This is a genomic window from Massilia paldalensis (assembly GCF_044901715.1).
Taxonomy (GTDB): domain Bacteria; phylum Pseudomonadota; class Gammaproteobacteria; order Burkholderiales; family Burkholderiaceae_D; genus Telluria; species Telluria paldalensis.
Genome location: NZ_JBJCIU010000002.1, coordinates 75,636 through 94,751, shown reverse-complemented (window position 1 = coordinate 94,751; position 19,116 = coordinate 75,636). Strand labels below are relative to the sequence as shown.

Here is a 19,116-nt window from a genome sequence, read left to right as displayed (position 1 = left end):
GGGCCCGAAGGCCCGCTGAATGAAGCATTGTACGCTGCCGGGGACGTCACAACCATCCCCGGCCGGCGCGGTACGGCTTAGAAGTCGACCGACAGGGTCGCCGACACGAAGCGCGGCGAGCCTGCGTAGTAGAACACGTTCTTCGCAGCGTAGGTGCCGTAGGCGCGGGCGTTGGTCACGCTCTGCGACGACGGGTTGTAGTACTCCTTGCTGAAGATGTTGCTGGCGTTGAAGGTGATCTTCGGATTCTTCGCATAGCCCCAGTCAGCAAACTTGTAGCCGCCGTCGATGCCGAACAGGGTGTAGCCCGGCACGGTTTCGTCGTTGGTCAGCGTGGCCTGCTGCTTGCCGGTGGCCTTGCCCGTCAGGCGCGCCCAGAACGGACCGTTCTCGTACTGGATCGAGAAGCCGGCCTTCTGCTTCGGCGACAGCGGGAACTCGTTGCCGGCGGTCGGCAGGAACTGGTTGGTGCCGACTTGCAGGTTCTGCTTGACCTCGGTGTGGAGGTAGCCGTACGACACATAGGCGGACCAGCCGTTGATCGGGGTGTTGCCCGCTTCGACTTCGAAGCCGTAGTTCTTGACCTTGCCGACGTTGGTGGTCGAGCTCAGCTGGCTGATCGGGTCGAAGGCGGTCGCCATGCGGTCGCGGAAGTCGGTCGCGTAGACGTCGAAGGTACCGATCCAGGACTTGGCCTGGTGGCGGATACCGGCGTCGAAGCTGTACGATTTCTCGGGCTTGACGTCGTTGGTGATGGTGACGGCGCCCGTTTTCTGGTCGACCTTGATGTTGCCGTTGGTGGTCGCGTACACGAAGTTGCCCGGGGCCTTCATGTTCTTGGCCAGCGACGCGTACAGCTGGTCTTCGTTGGTCAGGTTGTAGCGGATGCCGAACTGCGGCAGCACGTCGTCATAGGTACGCTTGACCTGGTACATCACGTTCGCGCCCGTGCCTTCGTTCGGGAAGTTCTTGAAGTCGCGCTTGATGTGCGGAGTGCGCAGGCCGACGTTGATGCTCAGGCGGTCGTCCAGGAACGAGATGGTGTCCTGCACGAAGGCCTGGTAGGCGGTCGACGTGGTCTTCCAGTCGCGGCCCTGGTACAGGCTGCCGTTGGCGCGCTGCAGGCGGTCTTCGTCGATCCAGATGTCCGACATGTTGCCGGCATTGTCCACGCGCACGGCCGGCTGGGTCTGCTGGTGGCTGGCACGCTCCCACCACACGCCGGCGAGGACGTTGTGGTTGGCGACGGTCCAGTTGACCGAGGTGGTCACGCCCGGACGGCTAGTCTGGGTGACGCTGGCGCTGCCGACGATCACGCTGTCGAGCTTGTCGCCGTCGCCGTTCAGGTCGACGCCGCCGCCGATCAGGCCGGTGGCTTCCGACAGCAGCTTCTGCTGGGTGCCGCCGTTACCGAAGCCGTACCAGTAGTAAGGCACGATCTTCAGGTCGAGGTTGTCGGCCAGGCGGAACTTGGCGGTCGCCGACGCGATGGCGTTCTTGAACGGGTTGTTGGCCAGTTTGTAGAAAGCCGGCGACTGGTTGACGTCGACGTCGGCCTTGCCCGGGGTCGGGGTCTTGTGGCCGGCGAAAGTCGGCGCGAAGTCGTAGTAATAACCGTACTTGGCGAAGTCGGCGCGCGAGTAGCTCTGGAAGTTGTTGTTCTTCGCTTCGTTCCACAGGATCGTCGCGTGGATGTAGTTGAAGCGGTCCCAGTCGTAGTTGTAGCCGGCGTCGATGTGGTTACGCTGGGCTTCGCCCTCGCCTTTCCACTTGTCCGCCTTGGCGCGCGAGACCGAGATGAAGGCCTTCGACTTGCCGCCCGGCAGCAGGCCAGTGTCGTAGCGCACATAGCTCTTGTACATGTTCAGCTGACCGAAGGTCTGCATGAAGCGCACGCGCTGCTTGTCTTCCGGGTTGCAGGTCACGATGCCGAAGTTACCGCCCGATGCGCCCACCTGCGGCGAGTCGACGTCGGTCGAACCCTGGGTCACGAAGGTCGAGCAGGTGTTTTCCTGGTCGACGTATTCCTGCGGGTAGATCGAGAACGAACCCGAGTCGTTGACCGGTACGCCGTTGATGGTGGCGCCGATCTGGTCGCTGTTGAAGCCGCGCAGGGTCAGGCCGCCGCCGAACAGGCCGGTCGCATCGTAGTTGAAGCTGTTTACCGACGGCAGCAGTTCCAGCGCCTGGTAGGCGTTACCGGTCGGACGCTGCTTTTCCAGCTCCTGTGCGGTAATGGTCGAACGTGCTTTCGGTGCATCTTCCAACACCATCAAACCCATACCCGTCTTCTTGCCGGTAATGACCACTTCGCGCATCTGGCCTGCGTCGGCGTCGGTCTTCTGCGTGGCAGTCTGGGCGTGCGCCGCGGTCGCCAGGCATGCCATGTGGCATGCGACGGCGATCAGGCTCAAGCGCAGCTTGGGTTGGTGGTTAAAAGCGGATTGCATCAAGAACTCCCTAGAGTTTATTGTAAAAATTTCAACAGCAGCTATATTCTTGCAACTTCTGTATTCGGAGCATGGGTATGCTCCAAAAAAACAAAAAACGGTAGTGTAGAGGACGGATATTTCAGGCTGATGACCAATCGGCTGTGGATGCTTTTGTTTCGCCGATCTGGCGGAGCGGGGAAAACTTGCTAATTTTTCCAGCTCCAGCGTTCGATCATGCATGAGCCCTTCATGCCTGACAAATATGTTTTCTCTTAAACATTTATACGGAAACCGTATAAATTAGCGAGGAAAACCAACTTTGTTTTTCATCTCTGTTGTGCACTGCACTACGTAAACCGACGGCGCGATTATAGATGAGGCATGCTTTTGCGAAATTTTTTTGCCACTTTTTTAAGCATCCGCAGTGAGAAAGCGTGATTTTTGTCGCGCGGTCACCACATCGGTTACAGGCGTGAAGCGCCATACCGTCGTCATATGACAACGTTGCGGGCAGGAATACCGGCGGCAGGACGCCGCCGGTGGAGGGAATCTCGCGAAACGCTCAGCGCTTGGCGCTGCTGCGTTCCAGCGCCGCCATGTCGGCTTCGAACTTGGCGAAGCGCGCATCGAGCTGGCGTGCCAGGCGCGCCTTGCCGTCCTTGTCGAGGAAGCTGTAGCGGATGCTGTCATACGCCGTCTTCTTGATTTCCGCGTAGCTCGGCTTGTAGCGGCTGGCGAACAGCACGTATTCGTTGGACAGCGTGTGGCGGGTAACGCCGGCGTCGTCGGTCGAGATCACGTAGGGCACGCCGTACTTGCGGTACAGCGTGACCGGGTGGTTCTCGCCTTCGATGCCGCTGATGAAGGCATTCGAGGTCAGGTTGATCTCGACGGGGATGTCCTTGGCGCGCATTGCTTTCATCAATGCGGGGGCATTGGTCTCGTGGGCCAGGTCGATGCCGTGGCCGATGCGGTTGGCGCCGGCGATGTTCAGGGCCTGGTCGATATGGTACTGCAGGTCTTCCGGACGCACGTCGCCCAGCGCCAGCTCGCCCGCATGCATGGCCACCTTGACGTCCGGGTAGACCTTCTTCAGGAAGCGGAACATCTTCATGTGCAGCGTGTAGTCGCGCATCGGCACCATGCGGCTTTCCTGGCCGACGATGTTCACGCCGACGATCTTGCCGCCGCGGTGCGCCGCCTTGAAGGCCGACACCATCGACGAGAACACCTGGGACGGATTCAGCAAGCGCAGCACGTACAGCTGGTAGCGCATCGTGAAGCGCTCGTCGTCGATGCCGGCCGCTTCCTTGTCGATCGCGGCGACGAAGTCGGCCAGGTTGGCGGTGAATTTCGCATCCTGGTCCAGCGCCGTCATCCAGCCGCGCAGCTGCACGTCCAGCGCGGCATCGTTCTCGGCGTTCTGCCAGGCCTTGGCGTCGAAGTCGGCGTTCGCGACGAACGGCGCCAGCTTGTACATGGTCTCGATGTAGGCGACGTTCTCGCGCACCGCGCGTTCCTTCAGCTCGACCAGGCCGTCGTGGAAGTTGCCGCTGTCCGCGACGGGGCCGAAGTAGCCGAAGGTCGAGAAGAACTGGCGGTCCGGCGGCGGCTGGTCGGCGCCGTGGTTGTGGAAGTCCTTGCTCGACCAGCGCTGCAGCAGCTCGCGGTAGGTCTGGTCGTCGGCATAGACTTCGGCCGTCGTCAGGCAGGTGCGCGCCGCCGCCGGCTTGGCGCGGTCCGCGTCGATGGCGGCCTTGTCGGTCACGATCGTGTAGCTGCGCTTGTCGACGCAGAAGCCGCGCTTTTCCAGGAAGTCGACATAGGTCTCGGCATACACGGCGCCCGAGTAATGGTGATGCAGGTCGCCGCCCTTGGGCATCTGCGAGAAGAACAGCGTCAGTTCGGCCGTCTTCGGCGTACCTGCGATCAGGGCCGCGTAGTGGCGCGCGGTGGCGGCTTCGTTGGGGCTGGCGGCGGGCGCCGGCGTGCGGGCGGCGGCCGGGACGGCGAAGGCGGCGGCGACGCTGATGGACAGGGCGGCGGCAAGCAGGTTTTTCTGCATCATATGGTCTCGGGTAGTCGGTTGGCCCGTCGCCTGCGCAGGGGCGACGGTACTGGAATGCTCAGGCCTGCCGTTCTTCCCCAGCCCGCTCATGCACCAGCAGCCCCGCCGCATAGGTGGCGCGGATGGCGCGGTCGTCGCCCAGCAGGGCCAGCGCGAACAGCGTTTCCTCGAGGCTGTCGGCATTCGCCGTGCGGCGCGCCAGCAGCGGCGTGGCCCTGGGGTCGAGGACGATGAAGTCGGCCTCGGCGCCGGCCGCGAAATTGCCGATGGTGCCCTCGAGCTGCATGCTGCGCGCGGCGCCCAGCGTGGCGAGGTAGAACATGCGCAAGGCCGGGAGATAGCTGCCTTTCAATCGTGCAACTTTATACGCTTCATTCATTGTTTGCAATATCGAGAACGACGTGCCCGCGCCCACGTCCGTGCCCAGCGCGACCATGGCCCCGGCCGCGTCGGCGCGCGCCAGGTCGAACAGGCCGCTGCCCAGGAACAGGTTCGAGGTCGGGCAGTGGGCGATCGCCGATCCCGTATCGGCCATCAGGCGGAAGTCCTCGTCGTCCAGCCAGATGCAGTGGCCGAACAGCGCGCGCGGGCGCATCAGGCCATAGTGCTCGTACACGGACAGGTAGCTGCGCTGCTGCGGGAACAGTTCACGCACCCAGGCGCACTCGTCGCGGTTCTCCGCCACGTGGGTCTGGATGATGGTGTCCGGCCAGGCGCGCGCCAGCTCGCCGGTGGCGGCCAGCTGCGCCTCGGTCGAGGTGGGCGCGAAGCGCGGCGTGATCGCGTACATGGCGCGGCCCTTGCCGTGCCAGCGGCGGATCAGGTCTTCGCTCGCGCGCATGTCGGCCGTGTCGCGCAGGAAGTCCGGGCAGTGGCGGTCCATCAGCACCTTGCCGGCCGCCATGCGCAGGTTGCGCGCGGCGCTCGCCTCGAACAGCGCATCGACGGAGTGGGCGTGCACGGTGCAGTAGACGGCGGCCGTCGTGGTGCCGTTGCGCAGTAGTTCGTCGAGGAAGAAGTCGGCCGTGGCGCGCGCGTGCGCCGGGTGGGCGAAGCGGCCCTCGGTGGGAAAGGTATAGGTCTCCAGCCAGGGCAGCAGGCCCGGGGCCGGCGAGGCGATCATGTCCGTCTGCGGGAAATGCAGGTGGGTGTCGATGAAGCCGGGGCAGATGATCTTGCCGGACCAGTCGGTGACGGGCGTGCCGGGCGGCAGCGTGCCCGCCAGCGCGGCATGATCGCCGGCCGCCACGACGCGCCCCTGCGCATCGACGACGAGCAGGCCGTCCGCATGCCAGGCGTGGGCCGCGTCGGCAAACGCCGGATCGGCGTGGAAATGCAGCAGGCTCGCGCGGAAGGCCTGCAAGGTGGAGGGTACGTTGGACATCAGCTTCTTTCGGGTAATGCGTGGCCGGGGCCGGGCGCGAACGCCCGCTCCCAGGCCATCAGCAGTTGCGCGGCCACGGCCACGGCGATGACGGCGGGCTGCTTGCCGTCGATGCCGGGCACGCCCACGGGGCAGACCATGGCATCGAGGCGCGCGCCGTCGACACCGCGCTCCAGGAGGCGGCGCTCGAACTGCTTGCGTTTCGTATCGGATCCGATCAGCCCGAACCAGTCGTCGGTCGGGCGCTTCAGGATGGTTTCGGCCAGGCGCTGGTCGAGCGCGTGGCTGTGCGTCATGACGAGGAAAAACGTGCCCGGCGCGGCGTGCTGCGCCAGCGCCTCGGGCGCGTCGGTCGCCTCGACGGTCACATTATGCGGCAGATTCGCCGGGAACATGGCGTCGCGCTCGTCGACCCAGGTCACGCGGCATGGCAGCCCGGCCAGCGCGCGCACGATGGCGGCGCCCACGTGGCCCGCGCCGAACAGCATCACCCGGGCACGCGGCGCCGCCACCAGGTCGGCCAGCCAGCGCCGGCCTTCCGCATCGCGCAGCAGGTGGGTAGCGGCCGCACGGTCGAACGCCGGTCCCGGCCCCGCCAGGGGCTTGCCGTCCCCGTCGCACAGGGCCAGGTCCGGCGCGCCGTCGAAGGCGACCAGGCGCCAGGTGTCGGCGTGGCGGCGCGCCGCCAGTGCGGCCAGGTGCGCGCCGTCGGCATGCTCGAAAGCGAGATGCGCCACGCCGCCGCAGCATTGGCCCAGGCTGGGGCCGAGCGGGAAGCGTTCCAGGCGGCGCGCCTCCCCGCTCGCCAGCATCGCGCGCGCGATCTCGACGGCGCGCAGTTCGAGGTGGCCGCCGCCGATCGTGTCCCACTGGCGTGCGGCGTCGACGAGCATGCGCGCACCGGCCTCGCGCGGCACCGAACCTTCGACCCGCGCGACCGTCACCAGCACGGCGGGCCGCGCCGCCGTTTGCAGCCAGTCGTCCATGTCAGCCTTCGGCGAAGGGGGAGGCTTCGACCGCCGCGACCGCATCCAGGATCGCTTCCGCCGTCGCCGGCGCCCGCAGCGGCGGGTTCACACGGTGTCCACCGACGCTGGAGATGGCGTCGCGGATGGCGAAGAACACGGAGAACGGCAGCAGCAGCGGCGGTTCGCCCACGGCCTTGGAGCGGTGGATCGAATCCTCGACGTTGCGGTTATCGAACAGGCGCACGCGGAAATCCTCGGGGCAGTCGGACACGGCGGGGATCTTGTACGTCGACGGCGCATGCGTCATCAGCTTGCCGCCGTCGTTCCACCACAATTCTTCCGTCGTCAGCCAGCCCATGCCCTGGATGAAGGCGCCTTCGACCTGGCCGATGTCCAGCGCGGGATTCAGGGAGTTGCCGGCGTCGTACAGGCAGTCCGCGCGCAGCAGCTTCCATTCGCCGGTGAGCGTGTCGACCACCACTTCGGCCACCGCCGCGCCGTAGGCGAAATACGAGAACGGACGGCCCGTCATCGTCTTCGCATCCCAGTGCAGGCCGGGCGTGGCGTAGTAGCCGTCCGACCACAGCTGCACGCGCGACAGGTAGGCGCGGGCGACCAGTTCGCCGAACGGCACCTCATGGCCGTCCACGAACACGGTGTCGGCGGCGAAGCGCACGTCGTCGGCCTTGCCGCCCCAGGTCCTGGCCGCGTAGTCCGCCAGGCGGTCGCGGATCTGGCGCGCCGCGTCCTGCGCGGCCTTGCCGTTCAGGTCTGCACCCGTCGACGCGGCCGTGGCCGAGGTGTTCGCGACCTTGTCCGTGCGCGTGGCCGTGATGCGCACGCGCGCCAGGTCCACGCCCAGCTCGTGCGCCACCACCTGCATCACCTTGGTGTTGACGCCCTGCCCCATCTCGGTGCCGCCGTGGTTCACGAGGACGGAGCCGTCCACGTACACGTGCACGAGGGCGCCGGCCTGGTTCAGGTGGGTCACGTTGAAGGCGATGCCGAACTTCACGGGCGTCAGCGCCAGGCCTTTCTTCAGCACGGGACTCGTGCGGTTGTAGGCGTCGATGGCCGCGCGGCGCGCGCGGTAGCCGCTCGTCGCCTCCAGCTCGTCGACCAGTTCGTGGATCACGTTGTCGACGATGGTCTGGCCGTAGGGCGTGACGTTGCGATCTAGCTTGCCGTAGAAATTCAGCTTGCGGATGTCGAGCGCGTCGCGGCCCAGATTGCGGGCGATCTCGTCGAGCACGTACTCCATCGCGATGGCACCCTGCGGCCCGCCGAAGCCGCGGAACGCCGTGTTCGACTGGGTGTTCGTCTTGCCGCAGGCGGCGCGGATGTCGACGTCGGACAAATAATAGGTGTTGTCGAAGTGGCAGACGGCGCGCGTGGCGACGGGGCCGGACAGGTCGGCGGAAAAGCCGGCGCGGCTCACCATGTCGACCTTCGCGGCGACGATCCGTCCCTCGTCGTCGTAGCCGACCTCGTATTCGTAGTGGAAGCAGTGGCGCTTGCCCGTGACGAGCATGTCGTCGTCGCGGTCCGCGCGCAGCTTCACCGGGCGCCCGCTCTTCTTCGCCGCGACGGCCGCCGCCGCCGCCCACAGGGCCGACTGCGACTCCTTGCCGCCGAAGCCGCCGCCCATGCGCCGGCATTCGACCGTCACGTGGTGCGAATGCAGGCCCAGCGCGTGCGCGACCACGTGCTGCATCTCGCTCGGGTGCTGGGTCGAGCACTGCACCAGCATGCCGTCGTTTTCCTGCGGGATCGCGTAGGCGATCTGGCCTTCGAGGTAGAACTGTTCCTGGCCGCCCACCAGCAGCTCGCCCTTGACGCGGTGCGGGGCCCGCCCGAACGCGGCCTCGGCGTCGCCGCGCTGCAGGCGCATCGGCGGCAGCACGTACGATTGCGCGGCGCGCGCCGCCTGCGGCGTCAGGATCGCCGGCAGCTCCTCGTAGGTGACGTTCGCCAGCCGTGCGGCGCGGCGCGCGTCCTGGTGACTGTCGGCGACGACGATGAAGATCGGCTGGCCCACGTACTGCACGAGGCCATCGGCCAGGATCGGATCGTCGTGGATGATGGGACCGCAGTCGTTGGTGCCGGGGATGTCGCGGGCCGTGTAGACGGCGCGCACGCCGCGGCTCGCCTTCACGGCGGCCAGGTCGATATCGAGGATGCGCGCGTGTGCCTTGGCCGACAGGCCCAGCGCCCCGTGCAGCGTGCCGCGCACTTCGGCGATGTCGTCCGTGTAGTCGGCCTGGCCGAGCACGTGCAGGCGCGCCGATTCGTGCGGGCGCGAGCGGCCGACCTGGGTCCAGGCGGCGGTGTTCAATACGGGGGTGCCGGCATCGTTCATCGTGCCCTCCTCAAGCCTGCGCGAATGCGTTCAGTGCCGCCGCCGGCAACGGATCGTCGCGGCGCGTCTCGTACCAGTAGCGGCGCAGCAGGTTCTGCGCCGCCTTCATGCGGTAGCCGCTTGAGGCGCGCATGTCGGACAGCGGCGCGTAGTCGCGCGCCAGCGCGGCCATCGCCTCGTCCAGTGCCGCCTCGTCCCAGGCGCGGCCGCGCAGTGCCCCTTCCGCCTGCGCGGCGCGCTTCGGCGTCGCCGCCATGCCGCCGAATGCGATGCGGGCATCGCGCACGATGCCATCGTCCAGCGTGAAGGCGAAGGCGGCGCACACGGCCGAGATGTCCTGGTCGAAGCGCTTGGCCAGTTTATAGGTGCGCAGCACCACGCCCGGGCGCGGCAGCGGCACGCGCACGGCGGCCACGACCTCGCCGGCCCGCAGGTCCTTGACCTGGTAGCCGAGATAGAAATCCTCCAGCGCCAGCGTGCGTTCGCCGTCGGGTCCGCGCAGGACGATGCTGCTGCCCAGCGCGATCAGCCACGGCATCGAGTCGCCGATCGGCGAACCGTTGGCGACGTTGCCGCCCAGCGTGCCGGCATGGCGGATCGGCAGCGAGGCGAAGCGCTGGCGCAGCTCGCCCAGCTCCCCGGGATAATGGCGGCACACGGCCCCGTACGCGTCTTCCAGCGTGACGCCGGCGCCGATCTCGAGGAAGCCGCCGGCCTCGCGCACCGTCTTCAGCTCGGCCACGTGGCCCAGGTAGATGATGTCCGCGAGCACCCGCATCTGCTTGGTGACCCACAGGCCGACGTCCGTCGAGCCGGCCAGCAGCACGGCCTCGGGATGTGCGGCGCGGGCGGCGACGAGTTCGTCGAGCGTGCGCGGCGCGTGGAAGGTCTGGCCGGCGAAGCCGTAGACGGTGCCCGCGTCGCGCTGCAGGCCACGCAAGGTCTCGGCCAGCGCGGCGCGGTCGAAGGCAACGGGCGGCAGCTCGCCCATGCGGCGGGCGGCATCGATGATGGGACGGTAGCCCGTGCAGCGGCACAGGTTGCCGGACAGGGCGTCGTCGATCTGGCAGCGCGTGGGGGCGCGCCCCTCCTGATTCAGGTACATGCCCCACAGCGACATGGCAAAGCCCGGCGTGCAGAAGCCGCACTGCGAACCGTGGCATTCGACCAGCGCCTGCTGCACGGGGTGCAGGGCGCCGTCCGCCTGCTGCAGGTCCTCGACGGTGAACAGCACCTTGCCGTCCAGCGTCGGCGTGAACTGGATGCAGGCGTTCACGGCCTTCATCTGCAGCTCGCCATCCTCCAGCGTTCCGACCACGACCGTGCAGGCACCGCAATCGCCCTCGGCGCAGCCTTCCTTGGTGCCGGTGCAATGCAGGTCTTCGCGCAGGTGCTGCAACACGGTCTGCGTCGGCGCGACGCCATGCACTTCGTGCACGTCGCCACGGAAATAGAAACGGATCGGTTCAGACATCTTGGCCTCGCAATGGTCCCATCGTCCGAGGCTACCATCCCGCGCGCCGCAGCTTATAAGAATTTTTTGATAAGTGTTATCAGCGAATAACAATGATCACAGCAACACCAGCTCGATGCGGCGGTTGCGCGCACGCCCTTCCGCTTCGGCGTTCGACGCGACGGGCGCGAAACTGCCGGCGCCATGGGCCACCACGCGCTTCCCGTTCACGCCATACGTCTTGACGAGGGCGGTGACCACCGCCTCGGCACGACGCTGCGACAGGGCCGTGTTGGCCTCGACGTCGACGTCCGCGGCGATGTCGGTATCGGTGTGGCCGACGATGGCCACCCGCAGCATGGGGTCTTTCTGCAAGGCCAGCGCGACTTCCTTCAATTGCGCCTTCGCCCCGGCCTTCAGCGTCGACTTGCCGTCGTCGAACGCGATGGCATACAGCGGCACCCTGCCCTCGGCCTTCATCGCCTCGAGCAGCCCATCCGCCCTGATCGTCGCCGTCGATGGCGCCTGCCGTTCCGTGCTTTCCCGGTGGTCGGCCGCATGGGCGGGCAGCAACGGGGCGGTGGCGACGAGCGCGGCGGCGAACAGGCTGGCGAATCGGTGCATGGGTATCCTCGCTAAACAGATGAAGGCCAGAATATAACGATTTCCGCCGCCATCCGGCGCACGGCCGCGGGCGCCAGCAGGGTCAGGGCGCGGCACGCCAGGGATGCACGTCCTGCCAGTGGCGCGCGATGTCGATGCGGCGCGCGATCCATACGTGGTTGTGGCGCTGCACGTAGTCGAGGAAGCGCGCCAGCGCCGCCGCGCGCGCCGGACGGCCGACCAGGCGGCAGTGCAGGCCGATCGACAGCATCTTCGGCTGGTTCAGGCCATTCGGGTCGCCCTCGGCATACAGCACGTCGAACGCATCCTTCAGGTAGTCGAAGAACTGGGTGCCCGAATTGAACCCCTGCATGGCGGCAAAGCGCATGTCGTTCGTGTCCAGCGTGTACGGCACCACGAGGTGCGGACGCTTGGCATGCCAGCCGTTGGCGTCGGTGAACGACACCTCGGTCCAGAACGGCAGGTCGTCGCCATAGTGGTCGGCATCGTAGACGAAGCCGCCATGCTCCAGCACCAGCCGGCGCGTATTCGGCGAGTCGCGTCCCGTGTACCAGCCCTGCGGCGCTTCTCCCGTCAGTGCGCGGAGGATGTCCACGGCTTCCTTCATGTGCGCGCGCTCGGTGGCTTCGTCGACGTTCTGGTACGAGATCCAGCGCAGGCCGTGGCAGGCGATCTCGTGGCCCAGTTCGCGGAATGCCGCCACCGCTTCCGGATGGCGCTTCAGGGCCATCGCCACGCCGAACACTGTCAGCGGCATCTGCCGCTCCTCGAACAGGCGCAGGATGCGCCACAGCCCGGCGCGCGAACCGTATTCGTACAGCGATTCCATGCTCATGTGGCGCATGGGGAAGGACTGGGCGCCGATGATCTCCGACAGGAAGGTTTCCGAACCGGCGTCGCCGTGCAGCACGTTGTTCTCGCCGCCCTCCTCGTAGTTCAGCACGAACTGCAGGGCGACGCGCGCCTGGCCCGGCCATTGCGGGTGCGGCGGGTTGCGGCCGTAGCCGACGAGGTCGCGCGGATAATCTCGGTAGGTGTCCATGGGCGCTCGCGAAGATGGGTATATGTTCCATCATATATTGCAGGAAGGACATCGTTATATCATCTGCCGCATACGCCTGCTCAGGCGCCACGTATAGGAATCACCAATGGGAAAACTCAGCACCCACGTACTCGATACCGCCCACGGCCGGCCGGCCGCGGGCGTGGCGGTGGAACTGTTTGCCGTCGCCGGTGGCAGCCGCACCCTGCTCGCCAGCACGGCCACGAATGCGGACGGGCGCTGCGACCGGCCACTGCTCGAGGGCGACGCCCTGCAGACCGGCCAGTACGAACTGGTGTTCGCGGCCGGCGACTATTTCGCGGCCCAGGGCGTGCAGCTGCCGTCCCCGCGCTTCGTCGACCGCGTGACGATCGCCTTCGGCGTGGCGGATGCGCGCCAGAACTACCACGTGCCGCTGGTCGTCACGCCCTGGTCGTATTCGACCTACCGGGGCAGTTGAAAACCCGGGGTGGGCAGGTGTGCCCACCCTGCCGAAGCGTACGAGGCCAACAAGAAGAAATTGCTATCCTTGGCTCCGGGAGGATTTCAATGTCTTTGCACGTCGTCCATTTCATCGGTCCCATCAACGCGACCACGGCCTGCACCGTGCGCAACCTGTGCCTGCAGGCGCTGCAGAGCGGGGCCACCGAGATCGAACTGCACATGTCCACTGAGGGCGGCAACATGACGGCCGGCTTCGCGCTGTACTTCTTCCTGAAATCGCTGCCGCTGCCGCTCACCACCTGGAACGTGGGCAGCGTCGAGTCGGTCGGCGTCGCCATCTTCCTGGCCGGGCAGAAGCGCTATGCCTGCCCCGGCACCCGCTTCCTGGTCCACCCGCTGCACTGGGGCTTCGGCAACCTGGTGGCGGCCGACCACGCCCGCATCTCGGAATGGCGCGACTGCCTCGACTTCGACGCCGAGCGCTACGCGTCCATCTTCGAGGAAGCCACCCGCGGCGCGCCCGCGCCCCAGGACATCCGCGGCTTCCTCACCAACAGCGCGCGCATCTACACGGCCGACCAGGCCGTCGACGCCGGCATCGTCCATGCTGCGCGTCAGGCACGGCTGCCGGAAGCGGGTACCACCGCCCACTGGTGGAATTGACGAAATCGTTCAAGATCTTGCGTAAAAAGATGTCTGTTTAGCGCAACAATATGTCGACCCTCATACTTGAAACCGAAAACTGATTGTCGCTTTTCCTTGCGGCAAGTTTTGGTAACCCTATACAATCAATTTCGGCAATTCAATCTCGGTGATGCGTACATACGTTACGTCATCCCTCCTGCCTTCCAATAAGAAGAACTTTCCCAAACGCGGTTTTTGTAGGTATTCCATGAAAAAACGACTCATCGCGGGCATGCTGGCCATGCCCCTGGCCATCTCTTGCGCCTATGCGCAGGACACGTCCAACCTCCGCATCAGCGGTTTCGGCACCGCCGCCCTCACCTGGACCAATAGCGACAAGGCCGAATTCGGCCGTCCGAACCAGGCGCATGGCGCCGACAAGGATCCGACCACCGGCGTCGATTCCAACCTGGGGCTGTAGGCCGACTACGCCGTCAACAGCTGGCTGTCGCTGACGGGCCAGGGCCTGGTGCGCAAGGATGCCGAGGATGACTTCGGCGCCGAACTCTCGTGGGCGTTCGCCAAGGCCAAGGTCTCGGACGACGTCAGCATCCGCGTCGGCCGCATCGGCCTGCCGATCTTCATGATCTCGGACTACCGCAACGTCGGCTATGCCAACACCTTCCTGCGCCCGCCGGCGGAGATGTACTCGCAGGTCACGTTCAACAGCGTCGACGGCGCCGACGTCACCTGGCAGCGCAGCTTCGGCGACACGACCTATACCGCGCAGCTGGCCGTCGGCAGCACCGAGACCAAGATCTACGGCGGCCCCACGCTGGACGCACGCCGCCTCACCGCGCTGAACCTGGTAGCCGAACACGGCCCGCTGACGCTGCGTTTCGGCCGCGCCGACACCCGCATCACGCTGAACAACCAGCAGTCGATCAACACGCTGCTGACGTCGCTGCGCACGGCCGGTGCCGGCTACCGCATGCCGGCACTGGGCCAGCTGGCCGACGACATCGCCGTCGACCACAAGAAAGCCTCGTTCACCTCGGTGGGCGCCGCGCTCGACTGGAACAACATCGTCGTGCAGTCGGAGTACGCGAAGCGCAAGACGGACAGCTACCTGAACGACACCTCCTCGTGGTACGTGATGGGCGGCTACCGCATCGGCAAGTTCCTCCCCTACTACAGCCATGCCAAGCTGAAGATCGACGGCTCGGTCGACAACACCGTCCCGGCATCCTGCCCGGCCGGCTACCCCGCCGCCTGCGGCCCCACGCTGCGCGCCCTGTCCGGCGCCGTCGCCACGCTGCGCTACAGCGGCCTGTCGCAGGGTGCCCAGACCACGGACACCATCGGCGTGCGCTGGGACTTCTACCGCTCGGTGGCGCTGAAGGCGCAGATCGACCGCGTGCATCCGGATGCCGGCAGCGGCCTCCTGATCAACCCGCAAGCCGGTTTCCGCGGCCCGGTCACCGTCGGCGCCGTCGCGCTCGACTTCGTATTCTGAGGAGGACGCCATGCACAAGCTGATCAATGCAGGCATCGCCGCCGCCCTCCTCGCCGCCTCCGTGCCGGCCATGGCCGAAGTGGTCGTGATCGTGAACCCGAAGGCGTCCGAATCCTCGATGAGCAAGGACCAGGTCGCCCAGTTCTTCCTCGGTAAATCGAGCGCCATGGCCCCCGTCGACCAGCCGGAAAGCGCCGCCATCCGCACCGAGTTCTACAAGAAGGTGACGGACAAGGACGCGTCCCAGGTCAAGTCGCTGTGGTCCAAGCTCGTCTTCACCGGCAAGGCCACGATGCCGAAGGAAGCCGCGGACAGTGCCGCCGTGAAGAAGATGGTGGCGGCCGATCCGAAGGCCATCGGCTACATCGAGAAGAGCGCGCTCGACGGCAGCGTCAAGGCCGTCTACACGGCGCAATAAAAAATAGCCGGCAGCAGCCGGCAACAGCATGCCCGCCTCCGGCCGCGCCGGCGGCGGGCTGTCACCCAGGAGCGACAGCATGAGCATCAAGCGCAGGATTTGGGCACTTCCGGTCATCTCGACCGTCATCTTCGGACTCGGGGTCGCGATCAGCGCCAGCTTCGCGACGGGCGCCCTCGGGTCCATCCACAGGACCGAAAGCGTCGACTATCCGGTCCTGGACATCTCGAAGGCGCTGGCGACGGAGATCGAAGGCGTCACCAACGGACTGCGCGACGCCGTCAGCGAAGGCGACAAGGCGCGCCTGGCTCAGGTGAACGACCAGGCCAACAAGGTGCGCAGCCACGTCGCCAGGCTGGGACAGCTCGACGGCATGGCCGAGACGGGCCAGCGCCTGACCAAGGATTTCGACGACTACTATGCCCCCGCCGTGTCGGCCGCGAAGATCATGCTCGAGATGGAACAGGGCGACCCGCAGGCCACCGTGACGCGCATGCAGGGCGCGCTGACCAGGCTCAACGCCGACGTCGCCAAGTTCGGCGAAACGGCGCAGCAGCGCTTCACCGACGGCGTCCAGCATAGCGAGAGCAGCGTGCGCCGCGTGCTCGTCACCACCATCGTCACCGCCCTGGCCGTGCTGGCCGCGCTGGCGCTCGTGTCGTGGTACGTGGTGCGCACGATCTGGCAGCAGCTCGGCGGCGAGCCGGAATATGCGCGCGAGATCGCCCGCGCCGTCGCCGCCGGCGACCTGTCGATGGAGATCCGTACCGAAGCCGGCGACGGCGCCAGCCTGCTGGCCGCGCTGCGCGACATGCGCGAACGCCTGGCGGGCATGGTGGCCGGCATCAAGGGCTCGGCCGAGACCATCGCCGGCGCCAGCGCCGAAATCGCCACCGGCAACGCCGACCTGGCCAGCCGTACCGAGACCCAGGCCAGCCGCCTGGAGCACACGGCGCGCGAGATGGAAGCGCTGACCGATACCGTGCGCGCCAACGCCGCGAATGCGGAGCAGGCCAACCAGCTGGTGCTGTCGGCGAGCGGCATCGCCACCCGCGGCGGCGAAGTGGTCGGCAACGTGGTGCAGACGATGGGCGCGATCAATGCCTCGGCGCGCCAGATCGTCGAGATCATTTCCGTCATCGACGGCATCGCCTTCCAGACCAACATCCTGGCGCTGAACGCGGCCGTGGAAGCGGCCCGCGCCGGCGAACAGGGCCGCGGCTTCGCCGTCGTCGCTGGCGAGGTGCGCAACCTGGCCCATCGCAGCGCCGCCGCCGCCAAGGAAATCAAGGCATTGATCGGCGACTCCGTGGCGAAGGTGGACGCGGGCAGCGCCCTGGTCGACCAGGCCGGCGCCACGATGGAGCAGATCGTCGACGCCGTGCGCAAGGTGCACGACATCATGGCCGAGATCAGCGATGCGGGCCGCCGCCAGCGCGAAGGCATCGAGCAGATCGGCGGCGCGATCGACGACATGGACCGGATGACGCAGCAGAACGCGGCCCTCGTCGAGGAAGCATCGGCCGCGGCCGAATCGCTGACCGAGCAGACCGGCCAGCTGTCCGGCGCGCTCGCCGTGTTCAAGCTGGAAACCGGCGCGCCGGCCCTGCCTTCCTCCGGCACCACGCGCCTGGCGCTGGCGCGCGCCTGAAGCGTCGTCCCTGCGCAGGCAGGGACCCAAGTTCTGCCAGTGTCGTCGGTGCTTGCAACATTGGGTCCCTGCCTGCGCAGGGACGACATTCATCACGCGTCGCATCTTTCTCGCGACCGCATCAAACAATCCCCTGAAACTGCCGCGTCCGGCACCGGTCCAATCCGGGCTTGCACATCCGGCATCGCCGGACTGCGCCAAGCGATGCCGACTTTGCAGGTTTTACGGGAGATCCGATGTCACGCTGTCATGACCCAGCCGTCCACGTGGTATGCATGCCTCTTTCCGGGGGCCAAATGCTTGACCAATTTGATGCCTGCGGGCATCATCGCTTGAATCCCTCGGGGCCGTTCGTCCTGCCCTGCCCCCTGTCGTCCGTTCGACCTTAACCATATGGCAGCAGTCCTCCCCAACACCACCACCGGTACGGCGTTGCCGGGGTTGGCGCGCGCCCTGCTGCAGGCGGGAAGGCTCAGTCCTGCCCAGGCGGACGGCCTGCAAAAGAAGGCCGTGGCCGACAAGGCCGGCTTCATCGATACCCTGCTCGGTGCCGGCCTGATCGATGCCCGCGGCCTGGCCGCGTTCTGTTCCGAGACCTTCGGCTACCCGCTGTTCGACCTGTCCACGTTCAGCCCCGAGGCGCTGCCCGCCACCGCCATCGACGCGCGCCTGATGCAGACGCAGCGCGTGGTGGCGCTGTCCCGGCGCGGCAACAAGATGTCGGTGGCCGTGTCCGACCCCACCAACACCCAGGCGCTCGACCAGATCAAGTTCCAGACCGAGTCCACGGTGGAACCTGTCATCGTCGCCCACGACGTCCTGCTGGCCCTCCTCGCCGCGCTGGCCAAGAATGCCGACCAGGACCTGAGCGACCTGGCCGGCGAAGAAGCCGAGATCGAATTCGCGGAAGAGGACACGCAGACGCAGGCGCCGGAAAGCGCGCCGTCCGAGGTCGAGGACGCGCCCATCGTGCGCTACCTGAACAAGGTGCTGCTGGACGCGATCACGCTGGGCGCGTCCGACATCCATTTCGAGCCCTACGAGAAGCAGTACCGCATCCGCCTGCGCGTGGACGGCGTGCTGCGCGACCACCTGGCGCCGCCGCTGTCGATCCGCGACAAGCTCGTCTCGCGCATCAAGGTGCTGGCCAAGCTGGACATCTCGGAAAAGCGCGTGCCGCAGGACGGCCGCATGCGCCTCGTGATGTCGCCGACCAAGACCATCGACTTCCGCGTCAGCACGCTGCCGACGCTGTTCGGCGAAAAGACGGTCATGCGTATCCTGGACGCGACCCAGGCCCAGATGGGCATCGACGCGCTGGGCTACGAGCCTGACCAGAAGGCCCTGCTGATCGACGCCATCACGCGGCCCTACGGCATGGTGCTGGTGACGGGACCGACGGGTTCCGGCAAGACGGTGTCGCTGTACAGCTGCCTGAACCTGCTGAACAAGCCCGGCATCAATATCTCGACCGCGGAAGACCCGGCCGAGATCAACCTGCCCGGCGTGAACCAGGTCAACGTCAACGAAAAGGCAGGCCTGACCTTCCCCGTGGCGCTGAAGGCCTTCCTGCGCCAGGACCCGGACATCATCATGGTCGGCGAGATCCGCGACCTGGAAACGGCGGACATCGCCATCAAGGCGGCGCAGACGGGCCACATGGTGTTCTCCACGCTGCACACCAACGATGCGCCGTCGACGCTGACGCGCCTGATGAACATGGGCGTGGCCCCGTTCAACATCGCCTCGTCCGTCGTCCTGATCACGGCGCAGCGCCTGGCGCGCCGCCTGTGCGCGTGCAAGCAGCCGCTCGACATCGGCCGCGACGTGCTAAAGGCGGCGGGCTTCCGCGACAGCGACCTGGAGGGCGACTGGAAGCCCTACGGCCCGGTGGGCTGCGAACGCTGCCTCGGCTCCGGCTACAAGGGCCGCGTGGGCATCTACCAGATCATGCCGATCACGCCCGCCATCGAAGCGCTGATCCTGGCGCACGGCAACGCGATGCAGATCGCCGCCCAGGCCGATGCCGAGGGCGTGAACTCGCTGCGCCGCTCCGGCCTCATGAAAGTCAAGCAAGGCATGACCAGCCTCGAAGAAGTGCTCGGCTGTACCAACGAATAGGACCCACCATGG

General features: G+C 66.6%; 15 protein-coding genes. 7 read left to right on the top strand and 8 right to left on the bottom strand.

Going from position 1 to position 19,116, the window contains the following annotated elements:
- Nucleotides 1–77: 77 nt before the first annotated feature.
- From ACI1V7_RS10230 to puuE, 8 genes are all read right to left on the bottom strand, one after another.
- Complete coding sequence (locus tag ACI1V7_RS10230) at nt 78–2,450, bottom strand: TonB-dependent receptor (RefSeq protein ID WP_404531655.1); 2,373 nt, start codon at nt 2,448–2,450, stop codon at nt 78–80.
- 544 nt (nt 2,451–2,994) lie between these two features.
- Nucleotides 2,995–4,500: an adenosine deaminase gene (locus ACI1V7_RS10225; RefSeq protein ID WP_404531654.1), complete on the bottom strand. Its 1,506-nt coding sequence runs from the start codon at nt 4,498–4,500 to the stop codon at nt 2,995–2,997.
- Nucleotides 4,501–4,558: 58 nt separating this feature from the next.
- Nucleotides 4,559–5,884: a guanine deaminase gene (guaD, locus tag ACI1V7_RS10220; protein WP_404531653.1), complete on the bottom strand. Its 1,326-nt coding sequence runs from the start codon at nt 5,882–5,884 to the stop codon at nt 4,559–4,561.
- The gene (gene xdhC, locus ACI1V7_RS10215; protein WP_404531652.1) at nt 5,884–6,870 is read right to left on the bottom strand and encodes a xanthine dehydrogenase accessory protein XdhC; all 987 of its coding nucleotides are present in this window, start codon (nt 6,868–6,870) and stop codon (nt 5,884–5,886) included. Before xdhC ends, guaD begins: the two co-directional genes overlap by 1 nt.
- 1 nt (nt 6,871) lies before the next feature.
- On the bottom strand, nt 6,872–9,211 hold the full coding sequence (gene xdhB / locus ACI1V7_RS10210; RefSeq protein ID WP_404531651.1) for a xanthine dehydrogenase molybdopterin binding subunit: 2,340 nt from the start codon (nt 9,209–9,211) through the stop codon (nt 6,872–6,874).
- A gap of 10 nt (nt 9,212–9,221) precedes the next feature.
- Entirely contained in the window at nt 9,222–10,685 is a 1,464-nt protein-coding gene (xdhA, locus tag ACI1V7_RS10205) for a xanthine dehydrogenase small subunit (protein ID WP_404531650.1), read from the bottom strand.
- Nucleotides 10,686–10,781: 96 nt separating this feature from the next.
- Nucleotides 10,782–11,288, bottom strand: coding sequence for an OmpA family protein (locus tag ACI1V7_RS10200; RefSeq protein ID WP_404531649.1), 507 nt, complete (start codon nt 11,286–11,288; stop codon nt 10,782–10,784).
- An 82-nt stretch (nt 11,289–11,370) separates the two neighbouring features.
- A complete protein-coding gene (gene puuE, locus ACI1V7_RS10195) occupies nt 11,371–12,330 on the bottom strand; it encodes an allantoinase PuuE (protein WP_404531648.1) in 960 nt (319 codons plus the stop codon).
- Nucleotides 12,331–12,436: 106 nt separating this feature from the next.
- On the opposite strand from puuE, the gene uraH reads away from it, so the two are divergent.
- From uraH to pilB, 7 genes are all read left to right on the top strand, one after another.
- A complete protein-coding gene (gene uraH, locus ACI1V7_RS10190) occupies nt 12,437–12,790 on the top strand; it encodes a hydroxyisourate hydrolase (protein ID WP_404531647.1) in 354 nt (117 codons plus the stop codon).
- An 89-nt stretch (nt 12,791–12,879) separates the two neighbouring features.
- Nucleotides 12,880–13,437 (top strand): ClpP family protease, encoded by a 558-nt coding sequence (locus ACI1V7_RS10185; RefSeq protein WP_404531646.1) that lies wholly within the window; start codon nt 12,880–12,882, stop codon nt 13,435–13,437.
- Between the two features lie 229 nt (nt 13,438–13,666).
- Nucleotides 13,667–13,879 carry a hypothetical protein gene (locus ACI1V7_RS10180; protein WP_404531645.1) on the top strand — a complete coding sequence of 71 codons (213 nt, stop codon included), beginning with the start codon at nt 13,667–13,669 and terminating at the stop codon, nt 13,877–13,879.
- Nucleotides 13,880–13,927: 48 nt separating this feature from the next.
- Nucleotides 13,928–14,914, top strand: coding sequence for a hypothetical protein (locus ACI1V7_RS10175; protein WP_404531644.1), 987 nt, complete (start codon nt 13,928–13,930; stop codon nt 14,912–14,914).
- Nucleotides 14,915–14,924: 10 nt separating this feature from the next.
- Nucleotides 14,925–15,332, top strand: coding sequence for a type 2 periplasmic-binding domain-containing protein (locus ACI1V7_RS10170; protein WP_404531643.1), 408 nt, complete (start codon nt 14,925–14,927; stop codon nt 15,330–15,332).
- 79 nt (nt 15,333–15,411) lie between these two features.
- Complete coding sequence (locus tag ACI1V7_RS10165) at nt 15,412–16,983, top strand: methyl-accepting chemotaxis protein (RefSeq protein ID WP_404531642.1); 1,572 nt, start codon at nt 15,412–15,414, stop codon at nt 16,981–16,983.
- A gap of 393 nt (nt 16,984–17,376) precedes the next feature.
- Nucleotides 17,377–19,104 carry a type IV-A pilus assembly ATPase PilB gene (pilB, locus tag ACI1V7_RS10160; RefSeq protein WP_404531641.1) on the top strand — a complete coding sequence of 576 codons (1,728 nt, stop codon included), beginning with the start codon at nt 17,377–17,379 and terminating at the stop codon, nt 19,102–19,104.
- The last annotated feature ends 12 nt before the right edge of the window (nt 19,105–19,116 follow it).

Excerpts from the sequence above, each read along its gene's own strand:
- ACI1V7_RS10230 (WP_404531655.1), bottom strand. The coding sequence starts at position 2,450 with ATGCAATCCGCTTTTAACCACCAACCCAAGCTGCGCTTGAGCCTGATC.
- ACI1V7_RS10225 (WP_404531654.1), bottom strand. The coding sequence starts at position 4,500 with ATGATGCAGAAAAACCTGCTTGCCGCCGCCCTGTCCATCAGCGTCGCC.
- guaD (WP_404531653.1), bottom strand. The coding sequence starts at position 5,884 with ATGTCCAACGTACCCTCCACCTTGCAGGCCTTCCGCGCGAGCCTGCTG.
- xdhC (WP_404531652.1), bottom strand. The coding sequence starts at position 6,870 with ATGGACGACTGGCTGCAAACGGCGGCGCGGCCCGCCGTGCTGGTGACG.
- xdhB (WP_404531651.1), bottom strand. The coding sequence starts at position 9,211 with ATGAACGATGCCGGCACCCCCGTATTGAACACCGCCGCCTGGACCCAG.
- xdhA (WP_404531650.1), bottom strand. The coding sequence starts at position 10,685 with ATGTCTGAACCGATCCGTTTCTATTTCCGTGGCGACGTGCACGAAGTG.
- ACI1V7_RS10200 (WP_404531649.1), bottom strand. The coding sequence starts at position 11,288 with ATGCACCGATTCGCCAGCCTGTTCGCCGCCGCGCTCGTCGCCACCGCC.
- puuE (WP_404531648.1), bottom strand. The coding sequence starts at position 12,330 with ATGGACACCTACCGAGATTATCCGCGCGACCTCGTCGGCTACGGCCGC.
- uraH (WP_404531647.1), top strand. The coding sequence starts at position 12,437 with ATGGGAAAACTCAGCACCCACGTACTCGATACCGCCCACGGCCGGCCG.
- ACI1V7_RS10185 (WP_404531646.1), top strand. The coding sequence starts at position 12,880 with ATGTCTTTGCACGTCGTCCATTTCATCGGTCCCATCAACGCGACCACG.
- ACI1V7_RS10180 (WP_404531645.1), top strand. The coding sequence starts at position 13,667 with ATGAAAAAACGACTCATCGCGGGCATGCTGGCCATGCCCCTGGCCATC.
- ACI1V7_RS10170 (WP_404531643.1), top strand. The coding sequence starts at position 14,925 with ATGCACAAGCTGATCAATGCAGGCATCGCCGCCGCCCTCCTCGCCGCC.
- ACI1V7_RS10165 (WP_404531642.1), top strand. The coding sequence starts at position 15,412 with ATGAGCATCAAGCGCAGGATTTGGGCACTTCCGGTCATCTCGACCGTC.
- pilB (WP_404531641.1), top strand. The coding sequence starts at position 17,377 with ATGGCAGCAGTCCTCCCCAACACCACCACCGGTACGGCGTTGCCGGGG.